Genomic DNA, 21,092 nt, shown 5'->3' with positions numbered 1-21,092 from the left:
CAGGACATCAGGCGGAGGCCACCCGATCGAGCGCACGCTCCGTGATCGAGCGGCCGCCACGGCCGATCGCGACCGTGCCGGACTGGACGATCTCGCGGACGTCGTGGGGCGCGAGCGCAGCGAGCAGCGCCTCGAGCTTCTCGGGCGCGCCCACCGCCTCGATGACGAGCGAGTCGGGAGCAACGTCGACGACGTGGGCGCGGAACAGGTCGACCACCTGGAGGACGTCGGTGCGCTGGCGCGAGTCCGCGCGCACCTTGACCAGCAGCAGGTCGCGCTGGACCGAGCGGTCCTGCTCGAGCTCGACGATCTTGAGCACGTGCACCAGCTTGTTGAGCTGCTTGGTGACCTGCTCGAGCGGGAGGGCGTCCACGTCGACCACGACGGTGATGCGAGAGATCTCCGGGTGCTCCGTCTGGCCCACCGCGAGCGAGTGAATGTTGAACGCGCGGCGCGAGAACAGGCCCGCGACGCGCGCGAGCACGCCCGGCTTGTTCTCGACCAGCACGGACAGGGTGTGCTTCGTCATGGGTCAGTCCTCCCGGTCCCACGCGGGGGCGATGCCACGCGCGTACTGGATCTCGTCATTGCTCTTGCCCGACGCGACCATGGGCCACACCATCGCGTCGCGCGACACGGTGAAGTCCACCACCACGGGCTGGTCGTCGATCTCGTTGGCGCGCTTGATCACCGCGTCGACGTCGGCATCGGACTCGCAGCGCAGGCCCACGCAGCCCATCGCCTCGGCGAGCTTCACGAAGTCGGGGACGCGGCGCGTGCCGTGACCCGTGTGCAGGTCCGTGTTCGAGTAGCGGCCCTCGTAGAACAGGGTCTGCCACTGGCGCACCATGCCCAGGCTCGAGTTGTTGATGATCGCGACCTTGATGGGGATCTCATTGATCGCGCACGTGACAAGTTCCTGGTTGGTCATCTGGAAGCAGCCGTCGCCGTCGATCGCCCACACCGTCTGGTCGGGCTGGCCCACCTGGGCGCCCATCGCGGCGGGGACCGAGAAGCCCATGGTGCCGAGGCCGCCCGAGTTGATCCAGGTGTTGGGGCGCTCGTACTTGATGAACTGGCTCGCCCACATCTGGTGCTGGCCCACGCCGGACGTGTAGATGGTGCTCTCCGGGTCGTTGAGCTCACCCAGGCGCTGGATCACGTGCTGCGGGCTCGACAGTCCGTCGTGCGTGGGCGTGTAGCCCAGCGCGTACGTCGAGCGCCAGTCGTCGAGCTGCGCCCACCAGGCCTCGAGGTCCGGCTTGCCGTGGCGCTCATGCTCCTGCGCGAGTGCGGGCACCAGCGCCTCGAAGACCTCCTTGAGGTCGCCGACGATCGGCACGTCCACCGCACGGTTCTTGCCGATCTCGGCGGGGTCGATGTCCGCGTGCACGATGGTCGCGTGCGGCGCGAAGCTGTCGAGGGCGCCGGTGACGCGGTCATCGAAGCGCGCGCCGAGCGAGACCACCAGGTCCGCCTTCTGCAGCGCCGCGACGGCCGCCACGGTGCCGTGCATGCCCGGCATGCCCAGGTGCTGCGGGTGGCTGTCGGGCAGCGCGCCGCGGGCCATGAGCGTCGTGACCACCGCCGCACCGGAGAGGTCCGTGAGCTTGCGCAGCCCTGCGCTCGCGCCGGAGCGGATCACGCCGCCACCCACATAGAGCACGGGCCGGCGGGCGGTCGCGAGCAGGCGCGCGGCCTCCTGCACCGTCTTGCTGTGCGGGCGGGCGCCCGCGTTGAAGCCGGGCAGCTCGATGCGGCCGGGCCACTGGAACGCGGCGGTGGCCTGCTGCGCGGACTTGGCGATGTCGACGAGCACCGGGCCGGGGCGGCCGTGGCTCGCGATGTAGAAGGCCTCCGCGATCGCGCGCGGGATGTCAGCGGCATCGGTCACCAGCACGTTGTGCTTGGTGATGGGGGCCGTGATGCCCACGATGTCCGCCTCCTGGAAGGCGTCCGTGCCGATCATTGCCGCACCCACCTGGCCGGTGATGGCCACCATGGGGATCGAGTCCATGTTCGCGTCGGCGATCGGGGTCACGAGGTTGGTCGCGCCGGGCCCCGAGGTCGCGATGCACACGCCGACCTTGCCGGTCGCGTGCGCGTAGCCCTGTGCCGCGTGGCCCGCGCCCTGCTCGTGGCGCACGAGGATGTGGCGCAGCCGCGTCGAGTCCATCAGGGGGTCGTACGTGGGCAGGATCGCCCCGCCGGGAAGACCGAAGACGTCCGTGACGCCGGCGTTCTCCAGCGCGCGGATGATCGCCTGTGCCCCCGTCATCTCGACGCCGTTGAGCGCGGGATCCGGGTTCGACTGCGGCGTGGGGTGCGCGAGCGAGGGAGTGCTCGACGCCTGGCGGGAGCGGGACGCTGGTGCGCCCGGCTTGGCCTGGACCTGTGCCATCTTCTCTCCTGGTGGTGGGTGGGAGGCGGGCCTCGCGTCCGCCTCGCATGAAGAAACCCCTGGGCCGAGGTGGCCTTCGGGGTCTGCGCGCGGACGATGCGTGGGTTAGGGGTGGCTGTCCGCGCGCCCGATAACTCGTACGAGGATCGTCTGCATGGTGAGACTCTACGCCCGGGGTGGGGGCGGTGTCGCCCCGCGGTCGCACAATCTCACATCTTGGTTCACCGTCTTGCATTCTAAGACGCAGTAGGCGGGCGTCGGCACCGGTGCCACGCGGCCCGCCCTTGCGCAGGTCACACATCTGACGACCGGTCCTCGCGCTCCAGACGGGAATCCGCGCGCACCCGGCGCCAGATGTGTGACCTCCGACGGGACGGGCGGCGGAGACGCGGGCGGGGGCGGGCGTCACGGAAAGGCACGGCACAACGAGCCGCCCGTCCCCCGCATTGACAGATTGTCAATAGCGCGCAGTGGTGGTCGCATGGACCAGGGCCGTTCCCGCGCAGGGCGCACCGGGCGCGCAGGGCGCACCGGGCGCACCGTCAAGGCGCCCCAGGTGCGCCGCGAGGAGATCGTCTCGGCAGCGCGCCGCCTGTTCGCCACGCAGGGAGTCCACGCGACCACGTTCCAGCACATCGCCGACGCGGTGGGCGTCACGCGAGGCCTGGTGTACCACTACGCGGGATCCACCCCCGAACTGGTCGAGATGGTGCTCGACGCATGTGTCTCCGACTTCGCCGATGACCTGCGCGCATGGGATGCGGCCCGCACACCCGGCGACATCGACGGCGCCGTGCGCGACTACATCGCGCTGTTCCACCGCCACCTGCCCGGTCGCGACGTCGAGCCGGGAGCGGACCCCGCCAGGGCATCGTCCGCTCCCCCGGTCCCGCGCGTCGACGACGCCGGACTGTACGTCCGCTATGTCGACGCCTCCGTCGATGCGCTCCTCGCGGTCCTCGAGGCCACGACCATTCCCGCGTACGCGGCTCGCCACCGCATCGAGATCCGCCACGTGCGGGAGACGTTCGCGATGTTGCTTCACGGCCTGCTGGGCCTGATGCGCACGCGACCCGAGGTGGGCGACGACGTGCTCGCCGACCTCGTGCGCCAGACCCTCCGGCTGGCGCCCACCCCCTCCAGCGACCCCGGCCTGGACCCACCACTCGAAGGAGAGTGAGATGTTCCTGTTCGGAGACATCGGCTGGCAGGCCGCTGTCATGTTCTTTGTGGTGCTCGGCGCCCTGATCGGGCTCAACGAGCTGTCACGCCGCTCGAAGCTGTGGGGCCTCGGCCTCTTCGTGGCGGTGCCCCTGGTCCTCACGGTCTTCGTGTGGCCTCACACGGCAGGCGAGGGCTCCTCGACCGGCACGTGGTTCCACTGGGTCAAGGTGTATTCGGCGCTCGCCGGATGCCTGGGCTTCATGGCGATCCGCTACTACCCCCGCCTCGCGGCCAACCGCTGGGTGCTGCTGTTCCCGCCGCTGATTCTCGCGATCAACATCGCGGAGGCCGTCACGCGCGACTTCGAGGTCGCCGGCCTCACCGAGGGCATCCACGACGGCGCCTACATGGTGCCCGGCATCTGGAACACCATGAACGGCGTCGCGGGCATCCTCAACATCGTCACGATCTGCGGCTGGATGGGCATCTACATCTCGCGTGACAAGACCAAGGACATGATCTGGCCCGACATGCTGTGGTTCTGGATCATCGCGTACGACCTGTGGAACTTCGCGTACGTCTACAACTGCGTGGGTGACCACGCGTTCTACGCCGGCGCCGCGCTGCTGCTGTCCTGCACCATCCCGGCGTTTTTCCTGCGCAAGGGCGCCTGGCTCCAGCACCGGGCCCACACCCTCGCGTTCTGGATGATGTTCACGATGGCGTTCCCTGCGTTCGTGTCGACCTCGCAGTTCTCGGTCGACGCGTCGCACGACCCCACCGCGCTGTTCGTGGTCTCGGCACTGTCACTCGCCGCCAACGTCGCCGTCGTGATCTACCAGGCGCGGCGCATCATCTCGCGCCGCCTCAACCCGCTCACCCAGGAGCTCTACACGGATCACGCGAAGTTCCGCGAGGTCGTGGAGTCGATCCCCGGACGTGGGGACGACGCCGTGGAGGCGGCCGCTCCCGCCGTCGCCGGGGCGCGGGGCTAGGTCGGGAGGGGCTAGGTCGGGTAAGGCTCAGCCGCGCAAGACTCGACCGCGCGGGGCAACCCCCTCGCCACGTGCAGAAGTCACACCTCTGGTGACAGGTGTCCGCGATCCACATGGGGAGCGGCGCACACCCGGCGCCAGCGGTGTGACTTCTGGGCGGCGAGGGCCCAGCAACCCGCCGCTACGAGAGCACTGCGCCCTTCGACGCCGAGCCCACGAGCTTCTGGTACTTGCCCAGCACACCCTTGGTGAAGCGCGCGGGGATGGGCTCCCAGCCCTCCTTGCGCGCCTCGAGCTCCTCCGCGTCGACGTGCAGCTCGAGCGTGCCGTTGGCCACATCGAGCGTGATCCGGTCGCCGTCGCGCACGTATGCAATCGGTCCGCCGTCGACCGCCTCGGGGGCGATGTGCCCCACGCACAGCCCGGTGGTGCCGCCGGAGAAGCGGCCGTCCGTCACGAGCAGCACGTCCTTGCCCAGTCCCGCGCCCTTGATCGCGGCCGTGATCGCGAGCATCTCGCGCATGCCGGGGCCGCCCTTGGGGCCCTCGTAGCGGATGACCACGCAGTCACCCTTCTGAATCACTCCCGCCTCGAGAGCGTCGAGGGCCGCGCGCTCACGGTCGAACACGCGGGCGGTCGCCTCGAAGACGTCGTCGTCGAATCCGGCCGACTTCACCACGGCGCCCTCGGGCGCGAGTGAGCCCTTGAGGATCGTGATGCCGCCCGACTTGTGGATCGGGTTGTTGAGGGCACGCACCACGCGGCCGTCGATGGTCGCGGGCTTGAGCTCGGCCATGTTCTCCGCGAGCGTCTTGCCGGTCACGGTCATGACGTCGCCGTGCATGAGGCCCGCCTCGAGCAACGTGTTCATCACCGCGGGCACGCCGCCCACGCGGTCGACGTCGTTCATCACGAACTGGCCGAACGGCTTGAGGTCACCCAGGTGCGGAACCTTGGCGGCCACGCGGGAGAAGTCGTCGAGCGTGAGGTCGACCTCGGCCTCGTTGGCGATCGCGAGCAGGTGGAGCACCGCGTTGGTCGAGCCGCCGAACGCCATGACCACGGCGATCGCGTTCTCGAACGCCTCCTTGGTCATGATGTCGCGCGCGGTGATCCCCAGGCGCAGCATGTTCACCACGGCCTCGCCCGACTTGTGCGCGTAATAGTCGCGGCGGCGGTCGGCGCTGGGCGGCGACGCGGAACCGGGGATCGACATGCCGAGCGCCTCACCCACCGAGGCCATGGTGTTCGCGGTGTACATGCCGCCGCACGCGCCCTCGCCGGGGCAGATCGCCTTCTCGATCGCGAGGCGGTCCTCCTCCGACATGAGGCCGGCGGCGCACGCGCCCACGGCCTCGAACGCGTCGATCACCGTGACGTCCTTGGACGTGCCGTCGGAGAGCGTGACGTGCCCGGGCATGATCGAACCCGCGTAGAGGAACACGCTCGCGAGGTCGAGGCGTGCGGCGGCCATGAGCATGCCGGGAAGGGACTTGTCGCAGCCCGCGAGCAGGATGCTGCCGTCGAGGCGCTCGGCCATCATGACGGTCTCGACCGAGTCGGCGATGAGGTCACGCGACACCAGCGAGTAGTGCATGCCCTCGTGGCCCATCGAGATGCCGTCGGAGACGGAAATGGTGCCGAACTCGAGCGGATAGCCGCCGCCCGCGTGGACGCCGTTCTTCGACGCCGCCGCGAGGCGCTGCAGGGACAGGTTGCAAGGAGTGATCTCGTTCCACGAGGAGGCGATGCCAATCTGCGGCTTCGCGAAGTCCTCGTCACCGAGTCCGACGGCGCGCAGCATGCCGCGCGACGCGGTCGCCTCCAGGCCGTCCGTGACCTGGCGGGAGCGGGGCTTGATGTCGGGCGTCTCAGTCATAGCGCCGAGTGTAGGACCAGACGCGCGCGCGAGGGCGCCGCATCGTGGACACGGCGAGTGACGGACGATGCCGGGGCCGGCACCGCACTCAGGTGGCAGTCGGCAGGTCCATGCCCGGGGCATCGGCCGGGCGGGGGACAAAACCGTGGCGCGCGGAGAAGTCCGCACGACCCGTCGCGGCGAACAGTTGCACCTGCACCACGCCGGCGCGCTCGGCCGCGTCGACCAGGCGGCGCAGGATCCGCGCGGCTCACCGGCGTGACCAGCCGCACCTTGCGCCACTACGACGCGATCGGCCTGCTCACACCCGCGCACACCGGCGCCGACGGCAGGCGCCGCTACGGGGACACCGAACTCGCGCGGCTCCAGCACATTCTGGTGCTCCGCGAACTCGACGTGCCGCTCGAGACCATCGCCGCCATCGTCGACGGCGACGACCCCGCCACCACCGCCGCGCGTCTGCGCGACCACCACGAGGCGCTGCTCGCCCGGCGCGACCGCCTCACGACGCTTGCGGCGACCGTCGCACGCACGCTCACCCGCCTGGAGAAGGGACTTCCCATGACTGCCACTGACATGTTCGACGGCTTCGATCACGCACGCTACGAGCCCGAGGCGCGGGCGCGATGGGGGGACGATGCCGTCGAGTCGTCGAACGCCCAGTGGGCCTCGCTCGGCGAGGGTGGTCGCGCCGCTCACCTCGCGGAGCACCGCGAGATCGCGGCAGCGTTGGGTCGCCTCGCGGCGGAGGGTGCGCAGGGGGCGGACGCCCGCGTGCAGGCGCTCGTGCAACGGCATCGCGCATGGGTGTCGACATTCTGGACGCCCGACGCGCAGGCCTATCGCGAGCTGGCCCGGATGTACGTCGAGGACGCACGGTTCAGGGCCACTTACGCCGCTCATGGCGAGGGCACCGCCGAGTTGCTGCGGGCAGGAATCGAGGCCGCCGTCGCCGAGTGAGGTTCGTCACTATCTGACACTTGTCGGGAATGCGCCTGGGAGGACAGACGTTACGGATCCCAACCGCGAGGGGGGCGGCTGCAGTTCTTCCACTCCACCGTTGCCGAGGAAGGAATAGTCGATGCCGGTCATCGGTCTGCTGTTGGGTCAGTTGCCCGAGGTGCGCACCACGCGCCTGCTCTCGACGCTTCTCCACACCGTTGCCCCCCGGGGCACGACCGTGGTCGAACTCACCGCGTCGGACCTCCCACTCCACGCCCCGTACACGGACGCGCCCTTGCCCACCGCCGGCATCGCCCTGAAGCGCGCGATCGACGAGGTCGATGGCGTGCTGGTCCTCACTCCTACGCACGAGCGCTCGATACCCGGCGCGCTCAAGCACGCGATCGACTGGGCCACCGCGTCACCCTCGTCGCTCGTGGGCCGTCCGGTCGCGATCGCGGGTGCCGCCGCGCCTCGCGCCGGTTACTTTGCCGCGCTCACTCACCTGCGGACTGTCCTCAAGGACGCCGGAGCGACGGTCATGGGCCAGCCCGAGCATGCGCTCTCGGTCGACGCGGCATCGTTCGACGAGCACGGCGCGTGCGTCGACGCGGACCTCGAGGCGCAGGCCAAGGAGCTCCTCGCGGCGATCGCCGGCTTTGTGGTGCATCAAGCTCGCGCGTCGCTCGCGGCGGGCGAGCAGCCCGCGACGCCCGTCGCCCCGGTCACCCCCGCGACTCCCGCTCGCGGCCTCACCGCGCCGTCAGACCCGGTCGCGGCAGTACTCGCCGAACGCGCGCCGGGACCACCAAGCCCCACCGTGGGAATCCCGGCGTTCGTCGATGCCGTGTCGACCGCAGACCCCCTGGTAGAGACGAGCGACCCGCTCGCCGTCTCGCTGCGGACCGACTCCACCACGGGCGCACCCACACCCTGACTCGGCTCACCGCCGCGGCAACCGACTTCCGTAGACGCGTCACCTTCTGGAATAGTTGACGCGTCACCGTCGTTGCGGTGACCGTCCGGCACTGTTGTCGGAGCCTCCCACCACACCTTCAAGGAGACACCCATGCCCCGCATCGGCATCATCGTCGGATCGCGCTCGAGCGCGTCCATCAACCGCAACGTCGCCCGCGCGCTCCAGGCGCTCGCCCCCGCCGGCGCCGAGCTCGTCGAGCTCGACTACAGCGACCTCCCCGTGTACTCCCCCGACTTCGACGCGGACTACCCGACGGCCGCACGAGAGTGGAAGGCCGCGATCGAGGGCGTCGACGGCATCATCATCGTCACCCCCGAGTACCTCCGCTCGATCCCCGGCGCGCTCAAGAACGCGATCGACTGGGCCTCGCGCCCGTGGGGCACCAACTCCTTCAACGGCAAGCCCGTCGCGATCGCCGGCGCCTCGATCGGCTCGATCGGCACCGCCGCCGCGCAGCAGCACCTGCGCGCGATCCTCGGCCACCTCAACGCCCCCACGCTCGGCCAGCCCGAGGTCTTCCTGCACTACACGCCCGCGGCCTTCGACGCCGAGGGTGCGCTGGTGGACGAGGGCGTGAAGGCGATCCTGACCGGCTTCGTGGCCGCCGCCGTCGCGCACGTCGAGCAGTACGCCGCACAGGGCGCCACCGCGTAACGCGCACCACTCTGCACGAGCGTCGCGGCCCCGTCGGAATCATCCGGCGGGGCCGCCGCGTTGTGGGGTCATGACCCTGGCAGGCTGGCGCGCATGACCGAGATGTGGTGGATCCGGCGTGATGCACGCCTCGCGGACAATCCGGCGCTGCTCGGCGCGCAAGAGCACGGCCCCGCGGCGGCCGTGTTCGCGTGGACCCCTCCGATCGATCAGTGGTCGGGACGCCGCCGCGCGCACCTCGCACGCGTGCTGTCGAGCCTGCGCGAGGCCACCGGAGGGGCGGTGGGGATCCGCCGCGACCGCGCGGACAACGCCGTGCTCGCCGTGGCACGCGAGCACGACTCCCGTGTGGTGTGGGCCTCCCGCGAGTACTCCCCCGCAGGAATCCGCGCACAGGAGGCCGTGCAGCGCGCCCTCGCCGACGACGGGCGCGAGCTGAGGTTCGTCGGTTCGCCGTATGCGGTCGCCCCCGGCCGTGTGGTCAAGAATGATGGCGACGAGTACCGCGTCTTCACGCCGTTCTCGCGTGCGTGGCGCGAACACGGCTGGCGCGCCCCCGCGCACGCGGCGGACCCCGACTACCTCGCGGCGGTCGACTCGGACGTCGACCTGGAGGCCGAGGCGGCACGCGGGGACAGCGAGGACCCCCTGGCGGAACCGGTCGAGGCGCGCGAGGCGGGCGTGCTCGACGCGTGGCACGAGTTCGTCGAGAACGGCCTGGGCGCCTACGCGGCCGAGCGCGACCGCCCCGATCTCGAGTCGACGTCGCGACTCTCGGTGCCGCTCGCGTTCGGGCAGATCCACTCACGCACAGTGCTGGCCGCGACCGGCGCGATACGCGGTGACGCCGCGCGCAAGTTCGAGTCCGAGGTGGCGTGGCGCGAGTTCCACGCGGACGTGCTCTTCCGCCATCCGCGCGCGCAACGCGAGTCGCTCACCCCCGTGATCCCCGAGGATGCGTGGGCTCGGGACGACGAGTCCGCCGATGCCTGGGCCGCCTGGCGCGACGGCCGGACCGGCTACCCCTTGGTGGATGCGGGGATGCGCGAGCTTGCGGCGACCGGCACCATGCACAACCGCGTCCGCATGGTGGTCGCATCCTTCCTGGTTAAGGACCTCCACGTGCCGTGGCAGCGCGGAGCGGACCATTTCCGCCGCGCACTGCTCGACTACGACCACGCGCAGAACCAGCTCAACTGGCAGTGGGTCGCGGGCACGGGGCGCGATGCGGCGCCGTACTTCCGTATCTTCAATCCCGAGTCTCAGGCCGCGAAGTTCGACCCCGAGCGCCGGTACGTGCGGCGCTGGATCTCCGAACTCGACACGCCGGACTACCCCTCCCCGATCGTCGACCACGCCACCGAGCGCGCGGCCTCGCTCGCGGACTTCCAGCGCGGCAAGGCGCTCCGCGCGGGCTGACGCACGCCGGCTGACGCACCCACCCGCGAGACTCGCGCATCGTTCCCCCGTGGTGTCCGATTTCCGCGAGCCCGGTCACGGAGGATGCGTCACACTCGTGCCTATGTGGGACGACTCGATGCGCTATGCGGTGATCCGCGGCAAGGACGCGCGTTACGACGGTCAGTTCTTCACCGCGGTCCGCACCACGGGCATCTACTGCCGGCCGTCGTGTCCCGCGCGCACCCCCGCGCGCGCCAACGTGACCTTCTTTCCCAGCGCCGCGGCCGCGCAGCGCGCGGGTTACCGCTCGTGCCGCCGATGCTTCCCCGACGACACCCCCGGCTCCCCGCGGTGGCGCGTGGGCGAGGACGTCGCGAGCCGCGCGATGCGTCTCATCGAGGACGGGGTCGTGGATCGCGAGGGTGTCGCCGGGCTCGCGCGGCGGCTGGGCTACACCGAGCGCCACGTGTCTCGCGTCCTCACGGATCAGCTGGGCGCCGGCCCGCTGGCCCTCGCGGTCGCTCACCGCCTGCAGCACGCCCGCACCCTGCTCGAGACCACCCCGATGCCCGTCGCGGACGTCGCCTTCGCCGCCGGCTTTGGGTCGGTGCGCCAGTTCAATGATGCCGCGCGCACCTCATGGGATCTCACGCCGTCCCAGGTGCGCGGTCGCGCGAGCGCCCGCGGCACCGCACTGGCCGGGGGCGCCGGGGGCGCCGCGGGCGAGATTCGCCTGCGCCTGCGTCACCGCGAGCCCGCCGACGTCCCGCGCGCACTGGCATTCCTGGGGGCGCGCGCGATCGCGGGCGTCGAGGCGTGGGACGGAGAGGAGTATGCGCGGACGATGCTCCTGCCGCACGGCGGCGCGACGGTGCGCCTGCGCGCGGGCGCGGGGCATGTCGCGGCAAGCCTGTCGCTCGCCGACGTGCGCGACCTGGGCGCGGCGGTGGCACGGTGCAGGAGGCTGCTCGATCTCGACGCGGATCCGATCGCGATCGACGCGACGCTCGGCGAGTCTGCGGCAATGGCTGCCCTCGCGGCTGCCGCACCGGGGCTACGCGTGCCCGGCGCCGTCGACGGATTCGAGATCGCAGTGCGTGCGATCGTGGGCCAGCAGGTGAGCGTCGCGGGGGCGCGGAGGACGCTTGGGACGATGGTCGAGCGGTGGGGAGGAGTGAGCGTCCCCCATGGCCCCAGGGAGGCCGGATCGGAAGTCCTGAGCGTCCCGAACCGGGTCTTCCCTGGCGCGGAGGCGCTCGCGGACGTCGATCCCGGAGTGGGGCTCATGCCACGCTCGCGCTGGAGTGCCGTGTCCGCCGTCGCGCGCGCGGTGCTCGACGGTTCGCTCGACCTCTCCCCCGGCGCGGACCGCGCCCACACCCGCGCCGCGTTGCTCGACCTGCCGGGCATCGGGCCGTGGACCGCGGACTACATCGCGATGCGCGCCCTCGGCGATCCCGATGCCCTACCGTTCACGGACCTCATCCTTCAGCGCGCGAGCGGTCTCGACGCGCGCGGACTCGCCCACGCGGCGGAGTCCTGGCGGCCATGGCGTGCGTACGGCGCGATCCACCTGTGGACCGCGAGCGCGGAGGGGCGTCTGCCTGGTTCGACGCGCGCGACACCGGCCGCCCGCGTAGCCTGAACCCATGGCGGACAATCAGGTGGACGTCTGGATGGCCCACTACGACAACCCCATGAAAGTGGTGGTCGAGAGGGTCCGACGCATCCTGCTGACCGCGGACGATCGCATCGAAGAGTGCATCAAGTGGCAGGCACCCACGTTCACCTATCGAGGCAACCTCGCGAGCTTCTTCCCCAAGTCCAAGGACCACGCCACCCTCATGTTTCACCAGGGCGCGCTCATCCCGGGGCGCTATCCGCACCTCCTCGGCAGCGGGCGCGAGGCGCGTTCGATGCAGTTCGTGTCGATCCACGAGGCCGAGGAGAGGCGCGACGAACTCACCGAGATCGTCAAGGCCTGGATCGCGTTGCGCGACGAACAGGCGGGGCAGCAACTCTGAGGGGCGGCGCCTTCCCCGCGACGGTCGCGCTACGCGGGGAAGGCGCCCATCATCACGAAGTTGACGGGATCGTCCCCATGGCGGCGCGCCTCGATCTGGCGGTGGACCAGGCCCGTGTAGCGACGGTCCGTGAGTCGCTCGACGCCCGCGACGTGAGGGACCACAATGCAGCGCGGCGCCGTCCAGAGCGGGTGCCCCGCGGGCAGCGGCTCGGGGTCGGTGACGTCGAGCGCGGCCCGCAGGCGACCGGACTCGAGCTCCGCCACCAAGGCCGCCGTGTCCACCACCTTGCCGCGACCGACGTTGATGAGCAGGGCATCGTCCTTCATCGCCGCGAGGAAACGGGCGTCCACCAGGCGGTCCGTGTCCTCGGTGTGTGGCGTGACCACGATCACGATGTCGTGGTGAGGCAGCAGGCTGAGCAGGTCGCTCGCGGCGTGCACCAGCGTGCCGTCAGGGGCAAGACGCGCGGTGCGGGCGACTCCTTCAACGTGGGCCTCGCACGCGCGCAGGCGAGCGCCGATCGCCTCGCCGATGCTCCCGTAGCCCACCACGAGAACCCGCGTGTCCGCGAGGCTGGGGGCGTCGAAGTCCGGCGCCCACTCGCCACGGCGCTGCGCCTCAAGGAACTGCGGAAGCCGCCGCTGAGAGGCGAGGGCGAGCAGCAGGGCCATCTCCGCGACGCGCGTGTCGTGCACGCCGCGAGCGTTTGCGAGGGAGACGCCGGGCGGGACGAAGGGCACCGCGTGCTCGAAACCGGCCGAGGGGATCTGGATCACCTTGAGGTCGGGACAGTCGGCAAGGCGGCCGTAGACGGTGCGGCCTCCCGTGTAGTGCGCGAGGCACGCGATCGTGACGCGCTCACGCTCGGCGGGCGGAACGTCCTCGACCGCCGGATCCCACACGATCACCCTGGCATCGGGACCGGGGTGACCCAGGGCATCGGCAACCTCCTGCGTGGGAACCGAGACGGTGATCATGTCGCCAGTGTGCCAGCGGCGTCACAGCGCGCGCAGCGCGACTCCCGCGGGGTCGGCGAGCAGCGGGGCGAAGGCGCGCTCCGCGGCGCCGATCAGCAGCCGATTGCCGCCGAGCGCCGCGCGGGCGATCGCCACGTCCTCGGCATCGGGCCGGAACGCGAGGTCGCGCACTCCCGTCTCGATCGCGGCGCGCCGCTCGTCGTACAGCGCACCCAGGTATCCGCCGAGCACCACCAGGTCCGGGTCGAACGCGACCTCGAGGTTGGCGATCGCCGCCGCAAGGATGCCCGCGAGAGCATCCAGCGCGGACGCCTCGTGGCCCGCGGCGTCGAGCCGCTCGGCGTTGAGCTCCGTCTCGAGGCACCCCGCGCGTCCGCATGAGCAGCGCTCGCCGTCGGAGCGAATCATCATGTGGCCGAACTCGCCGCCGTAGCCGCGCCCGCCGCGCAGCATGCGTCCCCCGATGAGCGCGGCGCCGCCGATTCCCGAGGCGGAGCCGTTGAGGTACACCACGGTGTCGACGCCGCGGGCGGCGCCATAGCTCCACTCGGCACGCAGCCCCAGGTTCGCGTCGTTGCCGACGGTCGCGGGCAGGTCGAGCGCCTCCTGCAGCGCGGTCGCGAGCCTCACTCCGCGCCAGCCCAGGTGGGGGGCGTCGACCACGGTGTCGCCGTCGACCGCGACCAGTCCGGGCACGGCGGCAGCGACTCCCGCGACGCGCGCGTCGCCCAGGTCGCGCGCGAGCTCGCGGGCAGCGGACTGCGCGAAGACGACGGCCTCCTCGGGGCTAGGCGACGACACGACCGACTTGCGCCTGCGCGCCACGACGGAACCGTCGATCGCGACCGCTCCGAGTTCGAGCGCATCGACGTCCGGGTGCAGCGCGAGCGCGACGACATCGGTGCGCGGACGGACGATGAGGCTCGGCCGACCGACGGCGCCCGTCTCCTCGGCCGCATCCTCGATCACGAGGCCCAGCTCGGCGAGCTCGGCGACCAGGCCGCCGATGGTCGAGCGGTTGAGGCCCGTGTCGCGCGTGAGCTGCGCGCGCGTCAGCGGACCGCCGTAGTGCACCGCAGTGAGCAGGGCGGACAGATTGTGGCGTCGCGTGTGGTCGTTGCGGCTGCCGCGCGCGGGCGCCACCCGCGGCGTGTCCGACCCCGCACGTTCCTCAGCCATCTGCTCCTCCTCCGTGCCCGTCAGTATGCCCGCTCCGGCGCACCCCGCCGCACCGCGTCAGCGTCATGTCCGCCACCGCCCGGGCATCGTCCCCTCTCCGTTTTGACAGGACCCCTCTGCGGGGATATGTTTTATGCGGGAACATTTTAACCCGATTCAACGACGATAGGAGAGGCGCGATGTCGCTCACCCCCACCCCGGCCGACAAGTTCACGTTTGGTCTGTGGACCATTGGCTGGAACGCTCAGGACCCCTTCGGCTCCGCGACGCGCGGCCCGCTCGACGCCGTGACCGCGATCCACACGCTCTCCGAGCTGGGCGCGTACGGCATGACGTTCCACGATGACGACCTCTTCCCGTTCGCCTCGACCGACGCGGAGCGCCGCGCCGCGATCGACGCGCTGAAGAAGGCGTGCGAGGAGACCGGGATGACCATCCCGATGATTACCACGAACACGTTCTCGCACCCGGTCTTCAAGGACGGCGGCGTCACCTCGAACGCCCGCGACGTGCGCCGCTTCACGATCCGCAAGATCCTGCGCAACATCGACCTGGCCGCGGAACTGGGCGCCAAGACCTTCGTGATGTGGGGCGGCCGCGAGGGCGCCGAGTACGACTTCTCCAAGGACATCCGCGTCGCGCTCGAGCGCTACCGCGAGGCCGCCAACATCTTCGGTCAGTACGTGATCGACCAGGGCTACGACATCAAGTTCGCGATCGAGCCCAAGCCCAACGAGCCCCGCGGCGACATCCTGCTGCCGACCGTCGGTCACGCGATGGCCTTCATCAACACGCTTGACCACCCCGAGCTGGTGGGCCTCAACCCCGAGGTGGGCCACGAGCAGATGGCCGGACTCAACTTCACCGCTGGCATCGCTCAGGCGCTCGATCACGGCAAGCTCTTCCACATCGACCTCAACGGTCAGCGCGGCATCAAGTACGACCAGGACCTGGTCTTCGGCCACGGCGACCTGTTCAACGCGTTCTCGCTGGTCGACCTGCTCGAGAACGGTGGGCCCAACGGCGGCGCCGCGTACACGGGCCCCCGACACTTCGACTACAAGCCCTCGCGCACCGAGGACATCGACGGCGTGTGGGAGTCCGCGAAGGCGAACATGCGCATGTACCTGCTGCTCAAGGAGCGCGCGGCCGCGTTCCGCGCCGACCCCGAGGTGCAGGAGGCCATTGCGGCCACCCGCCAGCTCGAGCTCGCGCAGACCACGCTGAACGAGGGCGAGACCGTCGCCGACCTGCTCGCGGACACCTCCGCCTACGAGCAGTTCGACGCGGACGCGTACTTCGACGGCAAGGGCTTCGGGTTCGTCCGCCTGCAGCAGCTCGCCGCCGAGCACCTGATGGGCGCTCGCTAACCAGCCTCCTCGACCCAGGCGCCCGCCCCGTCAGTGCACCCGGACGGGGCGGGCGCCGCTCTCTCGTCTCACGACGAGGACTGAGTGTCCCGAACCGCGCTCTTCGGCGAGGATTCGAGTACTCAGTGTCCCGAACAGTAGATCGTGCGTGAAGGAAGACCCCATGACCCTCGTTGTCGGCGTCGACTCGTCCACTCAGTCCTGCAAGGTCGTCATCCGCGACCTCGACACCGGCGCCGTGGTGCGCACGGGGAGGGCGTCTCACCCCGACGGCACCTCGGTCGACCCCGAGCGCTGGTGGGATGCGCTGCAGACCGCGCTCGCCGAGGCGGGCGGCCTCGCCGACGTCGCGGCGATCTCCGTGGGGGGCCAGCAACACGGCATGGTCGCGCTCGACGCGGCGGGAGCCGTGGTACGCGACGCGCTGCTCTGGAACGACACCCGGTCCGCCGGCGCCGCCGCCTCCCTGATCGAGGAGTTCGGGGCCGATGCCCTGGCCGAGCGGACGGGACTGGTGCCCGTCGCCTCCTTCACCTCTACCAAGCTGCGCTGGCTGCGCGACGCGGAGCCCGAGAACGCCGCGCGGGTCGCGGCGGTGGCGCTGCCTCACGACTGGCTCACCTGGCGGCTACGCGGATACGGACCCGAGGGCGAGTCGCCGCTCGGTCCGGTGCTCGAGGAGCTCACGACGGACCGCTCGGACGTCTCGGGCACCGGCTACTGGAACCCCGCGACCGGCGAGTACGACCGCGATCTGTTGGTGGCGGCGCTGGGGCACGATGCCGTGGTCCCGCGGGTGCTCGGACCCGGCGAGCGCGCGGGCTCGGTCCACGGACTGGAGTGCGTCGTCGGCCCCGGCGCGGGCGACAACGCCGCCGCCGCGCTGGGACTCGGCGCGACGGTGGGCGACGTGGTCGTGTCGCTCGGCACGTCCGGAACCGTCTTCGCGGTCACCGAGCAGGGCTTCCGCGACGCGACGGGAATTGTCGCGGGCTTCGCGTCCGCCTCGGGAGAGCACCTTCCCCTGGTGTGCACCCTCAACGCGTCGCGCGTGCTCGATGCCTTCGCGCGGGTCCTGGCCGTGGGCTACGACGAGCTCGGCACCCTCGCGCTCGAGGCCGAGCCGGGCGCGGGCGGACTCACACTGGTCCCCTACTTCGAGGGCGAGCGCACCCCCAACCTTCCCGACGCTACGGCGACGCTGTCCGGCATGACCCTCGCCAACACCTCGCGCGCGAACATGGCGCGGGCGGCGATCGAGGGCATGCTGGCGGCTCAGGCCGTGGGGCTCGAGGCGATCCTGTCCGCGGGCGTGGTCGCCAAGCGCGCGCTCCTCGTGGGCGGCTCCGCGCAGAACGCTGCGGTGCAGGCGATCGCGGCCCAGGTCTTCGACGTCCCCGTCGAGGTGCCCGAGCCAGGCGAGTATGTCGCCGCCGGCGCGGCCGTGCAGGCGGCGTGGGCGCTGACGGGATCGCGACCCGAGTGGCCCCTCGCGGTGGTTGCCTCGCCCGCGAAGGACACGCGGCCGGAGATCATGGCGGCCTACGCCGTCGCGGCCGGGGCGTACCTGAGCTAACGCTGCGCGGGTACCGGCGCGTCGAGTGCGGGGTTGTCGAGTGCAGCGTTGTCGAGCGCCAGCGCCTGCGGCGCCGCGACCGGCGCGGCGGGGAAGATGATCTTGAAGACCGGGAAGTAGATCATCAGCTGCACGCCGCCGTTGATCACCGTGACGAGCAGGTTGTAGACGGCGGGATCCGCCCACTCCTTCACGAGCGGCACGTACAGGCTCATGAGGAAGCTGCACAGCACCGTGATGAGCACCAGCGCCACCACGTACCACGCGAGCTGGAACCCGACGCGTCCCTTCGACCGGAACACCACGTTGCGCTGCAGCGGGAAGTTCACTCCCTGCGAGATGACCAGCATGAGCACGAAGGCGACGAAGTAGCTCAGGCCACCCAGCGCATCCCCCGTGGCGGGGTAGTCGAACACGTACGTGTCGAGCGGGCCGAGGGTGACGTGAAGGAACTGGGCCGGGATGGAGCCCCAGTCGGTCGCCCGGAAGAGGACGCCGGGAAGGAACGTGAGCAGCAGGTACTGCAGCGCGGCCACGACAAACGACAAGCCCGAGAACTTGATGATCTCGGCCACCACGGTGTGCTCGGCGCTGAAGTCTCGCCATCGCTGGGCGGGCGTCCGGTCGAGTGTCATGGGCCGTCTCCTCGTGGGCGTCGTGCGGGAGCGGCGCGTGCAGCGCGCCGCGGTGCACGCTAGCGCGGGACGGGGTGCCCGCCGCCCCCTCACTCACAACCTGTCGCCGCTGCGGCTCAACCTGTCGTGGCGGCGCGCGAGCGCGCGACGCGAGAAATGCCTTGGCCTACGCCGCCGCTGTGAAGGCCTCGGCCGGGAGGCACTTCGAGGACAGCTCAAGGATCTGCGAGCGGTCCGGGTACATCCACAGCTCCGCGGCCCATGCGGCGCGGAGAACAGGGCACGCGCGGGGGTCTCGCCGTGAAAGGCCTCCCACAGCTTCTTGTCCTTGGCCGTTCCCTTCATGCTCGCGGAGCGGACGTAGCCCCCCGGCATGGCGTCGACCTCGACGCCGAACGCACGGTCGCTGCGCAGGTCCTCGCCGAGGTCGGCCGGGTTGATGGGACGCAGCTTGATCACGGTGTCCCCCTCCTTGCCCTGGATGCGCCGCGCGCGCACCACGACGCCGTGGCGGTTGAGCAGGAGGTCGGGGGTGTCGAAGAAGGCCACCTGTCGCAGCTCGGCCTCCAGCGGGTCCATCCCAAGCCGTTGGACCACGCGCCGGCGGTCGGCGCCGGGCACGGTCGCCTTGAGCTCGACCGAGTCGGAGCCGGGCAGGAGGGCGAGCACCTCGCCGAGGTGCTCGGCGGTGAGGTCCGGCAATGGTGCGCCGGTCGTCGTTGGAGCGGACATGGCGCACTCTTCCGGTCGGACCTGGGGGCGACGTTGCCACCTCCGCCAGGAGAAAACCGCACGGCAGGTGCTCGCCTGTCGGCTCGGAACGCCCCTACGCCGGGCCGAGGTCCAGGCGACGCAACAGCTGCGCGTTGAGCGCCACCACGATGGTCGACAGACTCATCGCGATCGCCGCGACAGCGGGCGGCATGGTGACTCCCGCCCACCCCAGCGCACCCGCCGCGACCGGAATCGCGATCGCGTTGTAGCCGGTCGCCCACACCAGGTTCTGGCGCATCTTCCGGTAGCTCGCGCGCGACAGGTCGATCACACTCAACACCGCGCGGGGATCGGAACCCGCGAGCACGACGCCGGCCGCCTCGATCGCGACATCTGTGCCGGCCCCGATCGCCAGGCCCACGGTCGCACGGGCGAGAGCGGGGGCGTCGTTCACCCCGTCGCCGACCATCGCGACCCGACGCCCGCGCGCCTGAAGATCGCCGACTGCCTGATCCTTGTCCTCGGGCAGCACCTCCGCGAAGACGTCGTCGATGCCCAGTTCCTCCCCGACCGCGTCCGCGACCGACCGCGCGTCGCCCGTGATGAGCGCCACGCGAATGCCGCGCGCGTGGAGCGCGTCGACCGCGGCACGCGATTCGGGCCGGATCGGGTCGGCGGTGGTGAACGCCCCCACTACGGCGCCGTCGACCACCACGTGAAGCACCGCGCCGCCTCGCGACCGCCACCGGTCCGTGGCCTCGCGCAGCACCGGCGCCGCCTCGAGATCGAGACTGTCGAGGAGCGCGGGCCCTCCCACGGCGACCGCACGCTCGCCCACGGCGGCGCGCACGCCGCGTCCGGGCATCGTCTCGATGTCGCGGGCCTCCGGGACGTCCAGGCCCCTGTCGCGCGCCGCGTCGACCACCGCACGTCCGATCGGATGCTCGGAGTCCGACTCGGCGCCCGCGGCGAGCGCGAGGACCCGGTCCTCGTCCCAGCCGTCAACGGTCGCGACCTCGGTGAGCTCATGCGAGCCGCGCGTGAGGGTCCCCGTCTTGTCGAACAGGACGGTGTCGACGGTGCGCATCGCCTCGAGAGCGGCGGTGTCCTTGACCAGGATCCCGTGCCGCGCGCTCGACGAGGTCGCGATCGCGATCACGAGCGGGATCGCGAGTCCGAGCGCGTGTGGGCACGCGATGACCAGTACCGACACGGCCGCGGTGAGGCCACCGGTCGGATTGCCCGCGATGAGGTGTGCCGCGAGCGTGATCCCCGCTGCAGCGAGGGCGATCCAGAACAGCCACGCCGCGGCACGATCCGCAAGCCTGCGGGTCCCCGAGCGCGACTCCTGTGCCCCCGCGACCAGTCGCTGGATCCCGGCAAGGGCCGTCGCCTCGCCCACCGCCGTGACCTCGACGCGCAACGACGCATCGGTCGCGACGGTGCCGGCCACGACGGGATCGCCTTCCCCCTTGCGCACCGGGGCGGACTCGCCCGTGATCATCGACTCGTCGACGCTGGCCTCACCACGGGTCACCCGCCCGTCCGCGGGGATGCGCGCGCCGGGCCGGACCACCACCACGTCGCCCTCGCGCAGGCCGCTCAGGCTCACGTGCTCGGTGCCGTCGGCGGTGACGCGCTCGGCGTCGTCGGGCAGCAACTCGGCGAGCGCCTGCAGCGCCCCGCGCGCCTGCCCCACCGCCTTCATCTCCTGCCAGTGGCCCAACAGCATCACCACGATCAGCGCGGCCAGCTCCCACCAGAAGTCGAGCTCCCCCACGCCGAGCGTGGCGGCCGCCGAGGCAAGAAACGCGACGGTGATCGCGAGCGAGATGAGCGTCATCATGCCCGGCCGGCGCCGCGTGAGCTCGTCCCGCCAGGCCATGGTGAGGAACGGGCTGCCGCCCCACAGGTAGATCACCGTGCCGAGTACGGGCGGGATCCACGCCGTGCCGGGAAGGTCGTAGCCCAGCCAATGCTCGACCATCCCCGAGGTCGCGATCACCGGCACCGCAAGGATCAGGTTCCACCAGAACAGGCGACGGAACAGGTCCGCGTGGCCAGAATGGTCGGTGCCATGAGCGTGCGCATCATGGGACTGGGTGCCTCCGGACGATGCCGGGGCCGGGTGGGCGTGTGCGTGGGCTGGGGACATGGGGACCTCCGTAGGTCGAGCCGTCCCGACCACCATATTCCTTC

General features: G+C 71.1%; 18 protein-coding genes. 10 read left to right on the top strand and 8 right to left on the bottom strand.

The window, feature by feature from the left end; translation table 11 throughout:
• Window positions 1-7: 7 nt before the first annotated feature.
• Window positions 8-529: an acetolactate synthase small subunit gene (ilvN, locus tag ABEA62_RS08045; RefSeq protein ID WP_286215388.1), complete on the bottom strand. Its 522-nt coding sequence runs from the start codon at window positions 527-529 to the stop codon at window positions 8-10.
• A gap of 3 nt (window positions 530-532) precedes the next feature.
• Complete coding sequence (locus ABEA62_RS08040; protein ID WP_286215387.1) at window positions 533-2,401, bottom strand: acetolactate synthase large subunit; 1,869 nt, start codon at window positions 2,399-2,401, stop codon at window positions 533-535.
• Between the two features lie 481 nt (window positions 2,402-2,882).
• Between ABEA62_RS08040 and ABEA62_RS08035 the strand changes: the two genes are divergently transcribed.
• Entirely contained in the window at window positions 2,883-3,581 is a 699-nt protein-coding gene (locus ABEA62_RS08035) for a TetR/AcrR family transcriptional regulator (protein WP_345379519.1), read from the top strand.
• A gap of 1 nt (window position 3,582) precedes the next feature.
• Window positions 3,583-4,560, top strand: a complete 978-nt coding sequence (locus tag ABEA62_RS08030) for a DUF5692 family protein (protein WP_286215383.1) — start codon at window positions 3,583-3,585, stop codon at window positions 4,558-4,560.
• Window positions 4,561-4,741: 181 nt separating this feature from the next.
• Here ABEA62_RS08030 and ilvD read toward each other — a convergent pair whose 3' ends face one another.
• A complete protein-coding gene (gene ilvD / locus ABEA62_RS08025) occupies window positions 4,742-6,439 on the bottom strand; it encodes a dihydroxy-acid dehydratase (protein WP_286215382.1) in 1,698 nt (565 codons plus the stop codon).
• A 57-nt stretch (window positions 6,440-6,496) separates the two neighbouring features.
• Between ilvD and ABEA62_RS08020 the strand changes: the two genes are divergently transcribed.
• The 6 genes from ABEA62_RS08020 (at window position 6,497) to ABEA62_RS07995 (ending at window position 12,439) form a co-directional block, all read left to right on the top strand.
• Entirely contained in the window at window positions 6,497-7,399 is a 903-nt protein-coding gene (locus ABEA62_RS08020; RefSeq protein WP_345379514.1) for a MerR family transcriptional regulator, read from the top strand.
• 121 nt (window positions 7,400-7,520) lie between these two features.
• The gene (locus ABEA62_RS08015) at window positions 7,521-8,318 is read left to right on the top strand and encodes an NADPH-dependent FMN reductase (protein ID WP_286215379.1); all 798 of its coding nucleotides are present in this window, start codon (window positions 7,521-7,523) and stop codon (window positions 8,316-8,318) included.
• A gap of 132 nt (window positions 8,319-8,450) precedes the next feature.
• Window positions 8,451-9,014 (top strand): NADPH-dependent FMN reductase, encoded by a 564-nt coding sequence (locus ABEA62_RS08010; protein WP_286215378.1) that lies wholly within the window; start codon window positions 8,451-8,453, stop codon window positions 9,012-9,014.
• Window positions 9,015-9,107: 93 nt separating this feature from the next.
• Complete coding sequence (locus tag ABEA62_RS08005) at window positions 9,108-10,433, top strand: cryptochrome/photolyase family protein (RefSeq protein WP_286215377.1); 1,326 nt, start codon at window positions 9,108-9,110, stop codon at window positions 10,431-10,433.
• A 103-nt stretch (window positions 10,434-10,536) separates the two neighbouring features.
• Window positions 10,537-12,060, top strand: a complete 1,524-nt coding sequence (locus ABEA62_RS08000; protein WP_286215376.1) for a DNA-3-methyladenine glycosylase 2 family protein — start codon at window positions 10,537-10,539, stop codon at window positions 12,058-12,060.
• Between the two features lie 4 nt (window positions 12,061-12,064).
• Window positions 12,065-12,439: a DUF1801 domain-containing protein gene (locus ABEA62_RS07995; protein ID WP_345379509.1), complete on the top strand. Its 375-nt coding sequence runs from the start codon at window positions 12,065-12,067 to the stop codon at window positions 12,437-12,439.
• A gap of 29 nt (window positions 12,440-12,468) precedes the next feature.
• On the opposite strand, the gene ABEA62_RS07990 is transcribed toward ABEA62_RS07995, so the two are convergent.
• Both ABEA62_RS07990 and ABEA62_RS07985 read right to left on the bottom strand, forming a co-directional pair.
• Window positions 12,469-13,419: a 2-hydroxyacid dehydrogenase gene (locus ABEA62_RS07990; RefSeq protein ID WP_286215374.1), complete on the bottom strand. Its 951-nt coding sequence runs from the start codon at window positions 13,417-13,419 to the stop codon at window positions 12,469-12,471.
• 21 nt (window positions 13,420-13,440) lie between these two features.
• Window positions 13,441-14,598, bottom strand: a complete 1,158-nt coding sequence (locus ABEA62_RS07985; RefSeq protein ID WP_345379507.1) for an ROK family protein — start codon at window positions 14,596-14,598, stop codon at window positions 13,441-13,443.
• A gap of 179 nt (window positions 14,599-14,777) precedes the next feature.
• Here ABEA62_RS07985 and xylA point away from each other — a divergent pair, with 179 nt between their 5' ends.
• Both xylA and ABEA62_RS07975 read left to right on the top strand, forming a co-directional pair.
• Window positions 14,778-15,968 carry a xylose isomerase gene (xylA, locus tag ABEA62_RS07980; protein WP_286215371.1) on the top strand — a complete coding sequence of 397 codons (1,191 nt, stop codon included), beginning with the start codon at window positions 14,778-14,780 and terminating at the stop codon, window positions 15,966-15,968.
• Between the two features lie 163 nt (window positions 15,969-16,131).
• Window positions 16,132-17,544 (top strand): xylulokinase, encoded by a 1,413-nt coding sequence (locus ABEA62_RS07975; protein ID WP_345379505.1) that lies wholly within the window; start codon window positions 16,132-16,134, stop codon window positions 17,542-17,544.
• Here ABEA62_RS07975 and ABEA62_RS07970 read toward each other — a convergent pair.
• From ABEA62_RS07970 to ABEA62_RS07960, 3 genes are all read right to left on the bottom strand, one after another.
• Window positions 17,541-18,179, bottom strand: a complete 639-nt coding sequence (locus tag ABEA62_RS07970; protein WP_286215370.1) for a hypothetical protein — start codon at window positions 18,177-18,179, stop codon at window positions 17,541-17,543. The two genes, ABEA62_RS07975 and ABEA62_RS07970, sit on opposite strands and share 4 nt — an antisense overlap.
• Window positions 18,180-18,272: 93 nt before the next feature.
• Window positions 18,273-18,911 carry a CYTH domain-containing protein gene (locus ABEA62_RS07965; RefSeq protein ID WP_345379502.1) on the bottom strand — a complete coding sequence of 213 codons (639 nt, stop codon included), beginning with the start codon at window positions 18,909-18,911 and terminating at the stop codon, window positions 18,273-18,275.
• 94 nt (window positions 18,912-19,005) lie between these two features.
• Window positions 19,006-21,048, bottom strand: a complete 2,043-nt coding sequence (locus ABEA62_RS07960; RefSeq protein ID WP_345379500.1) for a heavy metal translocating P-type ATPase — start codon at window positions 21,046-21,048, stop codon at window positions 19,006-19,008.
• Window positions 21,049-21,092: the final 44 nt, after the last annotated feature.

The organism is Demequina sediminis (assembly GCF_039545075.1).
GTDB classification, from domain to species: Bacteria; Actinomycetota; Actinomycetes; order Actinomycetales; family Demequinaceae; genus Demequina; species Demequina sediminis.
This window is presented reverse-complemented; position numbering and strand designations above follow the sequence as displayed.

Excerpts from the sequence above, each read along its gene's own strand:
- ABEA62_RS07995 (WP_345379509.1), top strand. The coding sequence starts at position 12,065 with ATGGCGGACAATCAGGTGGACGTCTGGATGGCCCACTACGACAACCCC.
- ABEA62_RS07960 (WP_345379500.1), bottom strand. The coding sequence starts at position 21,048 with ATGTCCCCAGCCCACGCACACGCCCACCCGGCCCCGGCATCGTCCGGA.
- ilvD (WP_286215382.1), bottom strand. The coding sequence starts at position 6,439 with ATGACTGAGACGCCCGACATCAAGCCCCGCTCCCGCCAGGTCACGGAC.
- ABEA62_RS08015 (WP_286215379.1), top strand. The coding sequence starts at position 7,521 with ATGCCGGTCATCGGTCTGCTGTTGGGTCAGTTGCCCGAGGTGCGCACC.
- ABEA62_RS08030 (WP_286215383.1), top strand. The coding sequence starts at position 3,583 with ATGTTCCTGTTCGGAGACATCGGCTGGCAGGCCGCTGTCATGTTCTTT.
- ABEA62_RS08035 (WP_345379519.1), top strand. The coding sequence starts at position 2,883 with ATGGACCAGGGCCGTTCCCGCGCAGGGCGCACCGGGCGCGCAGGGCGC.
- ABEA62_RS08010 (WP_286215378.1), top strand. The coding sequence starts at position 8,451 with ATGCCCCGCATCGGCATCATCGTCGGATCGCGCTCGAGCGCGTCCATC.
- ilvN (WP_286215388.1), bottom strand. The coding sequence starts at position 529 with ATGACGAAGCACACCCTGTCCGTGCTGGTCGAGAACAAGCCGGGCGTG.
- ABEA62_RS08040 (WP_286215387.1), bottom strand. The coding sequence starts at position 2,401 with ATGGCACAGGTCCAGGCCAAGCCGGGCGCACCAGCGTCCCGCTCCCGC.
- ABEA62_RS07985 (WP_345379507.1), bottom strand. The coding sequence starts at position 14,598 with ATGGCTGAGGAACGTGCGGGGTCGGACACGCCGCGGGTGGCGCCCGCG.
- ABEA62_RS07965 (WP_345379502.1), bottom strand. The coding sequence starts at position 18,911 with ATGTCCGCTCCAACGACGACCGGCGCACCATTGCCGGACCTCACCGCC.
- ABEA62_RS07970 (WP_286215370.1), bottom strand. The coding sequence starts at position 18,179 with ATGACACTCGACCGGACGCCCGCCCAGCGATGGCGAGACTTCAGCGCC.
- ABEA62_RS08000 (WP_286215376.1), top strand. The coding sequence starts at position 10,537 with ATGTGGGACGACTCGATGCGCTATGCGGTGATCCGCGGCAAGGACGCG.
- xylA (WP_286215371.1), top strand. The coding sequence starts at position 14,778 with ATGTCGCTCACCCCCACCCCGGCCGACAAGTTCACGTTTGGTCTGTGG.
- ABEA62_RS07975 (WP_345379505.1), top strand. The coding sequence starts at position 16,132 with ATGACCCTCGTTGTCGGCGTCGACTCGTCCACTCAGTCCTGCAAGGTC.
- ABEA62_RS08005 (WP_286215377.1), top strand. The coding sequence starts at position 9,108 with ATGACCGAGATGTGGTGGATCCGGCGTGATGCACGCCTCGCGGACAAT.
- ABEA62_RS07990 (WP_286215374.1), bottom strand. The coding sequence starts at position 13,419 with ATGATCACCGTCTCGGTTCCCACGCAGGAGGTTGCCGATGCCCTGGGT.